This window comes from Kitasatospora sp. NPDC056531 (assembly GCF_042794375.1).
Taxonomy (GTDB): Bacteria; Actinomycetota; Actinomycetes; order Streptomycetales; family Streptomycetaceae; genus Kitasatospora.
Genome location: NZ_JBHTTU010000354.1, coordinates 1 through 1,461, shown reverse-complemented (window position 1 = coordinate 1,461; position 1,461 = coordinate 1). Strand labels below are relative to the sequence as shown.

General features: G+C 74.5%; 2 protein-coding genes. One reads left to right on the top strand and one right to left on the bottom strand.

Annotated elements, in window-relative coordinates; translation table 11 throughout:
- Nucleotides 1-622: MFS transporter (locus ACFQ87_RS46380; protein ID WP_380617075.1), on the bottom strand; the 622-nt coding region annotated here is incomplete at its 3' end.
- A gap of 337 nt (nucleotides 623-959) precedes the next feature.
- Between ACFQ87_RS46380 and ACFQ87_RS46375 the strand changes: the two genes are divergently transcribed.
- On the top strand, nucleotides 960-1,461 hold a 502-nt coding region (locus tag ACFQ87_RS46375; protein ID WP_380617074.1), incomplete at its 3' end, for an Lrp/AsnC family transcriptional regulator.

Here is a 1,461-nt window from a genome sequence, read left to right as displayed (position 1 = left end):
CCTGCAGCCACACCGAGGTGTAAACCAGTGCCGCGAAGGCGGCCGTCGCGGCGAGCACGCACACCATCGCGGCCGAGAAGAACGGCCTCGCGAACAGCCGCAGGTCCAACAGGGGTGCGGCGCTGCGCAGTTCGATCCGGCCGAAGGCGGCCAGCGCGAGCCCGGAGAGGGCCAGCAGGCCGAGCACGGTCGGCGAGGTCCAGCGCCGCTCCCCCGCCAGGGACAGCGCGTAGGTCAGCGTGCCGGCGGCCAGCGCGAACGCGGCCGTACCGGGGAGGTCGACGCGGGCCGCGCCCGCGCCCCGCCGCCCGGCGGGCAGGACCCGCAGCGCCAGCAGCACGGTGAGCGCGACCAGCGGCAGGTTGAGGAGGAACACCGCCCGCCAGCCGACGTACTGGGTGAGGACGCCGCCGACCATCGGGCCGAGCGCCGCCGCCAGCCCGGTCACCGCGCCGAAGACGCCCATCGCCCGCCCCAGGTCCGGCCCCCGGTAGACCGAGCCGATCAGCGCGAAGGCGGTCACGGCCATCGCCGCGCCGCCGACGCCCTGCACCGCGCGGGAGGCGACCAGCAACCCCACGCCCGGCGCCAGCCCGCAGGCCAGCGAGGCGCATCCGAACACCGCCAGACCTGCGGCGTAGAGCGCGCGCGCCCCGCGGCGGTCCGCCCATGGGGAGCATCAGGACGGCCAGCACCAGCGTGTAGCCGTCGACCACCCACTGCAGTTCGGACAGCGGAGCCGACAGCGCCGCCCCGATCCCGGGCAGGGCGACGGACAGGACGGTGGTGTCGAGCAGGAACAGGAACGTGCCGAGGCAGACGGCCGTCAGGGGCCACCAGGTGCGCATGAGGCTTCCTCCGTTGGAGCTTCGTCGTGGACGCCCACACCGTCCCGATCGCGGCCCGACCCCCACCAGCCGCACCTGGAGGATCGGCGGATACTGGCACACTGACAGCTCATGAAGACGAATACCGTCACTCTTGACGCGATCGACCACGGCCTGGTGCACGCCCTGCAGATCGACGGCCGCGCCCCGCTGCGCCTGATCGGCGAGGCCCTCGGCGTCTCCGAGAGCACCGTCGCCCGCCGCTACCGGCGACTGCGCGGCGCCGGGATCCTCCGGGTCGTGGGCACCCTGAACGGCGCCCTGCTCGGCTACCAGGCCTGGACGATCCGCCTGCAGTGCACCCCGGACTCTGCGGGCGCCATCGCCAAGGCCCTCGCCGCCCGCCCCGACACCTCGTTCGTCCACCTGCTCTCCGGCGGCACCGAGATCTCCTGCAGCGTCCAGACCCGCACCGCCGACGACAGCGGGGAACTGCTGCTGCACAGGCTCCCCCGCACCGGCCGGGTCACCTCCGTCTCGGCACACCTCCTGCTCGGCAGCCACGTCCTGCCCAACAGCTGGGCCGGCCCGGCCCGCCTGACGCCCGATCAGGCCGCGCTGCTCGCCACGCCGC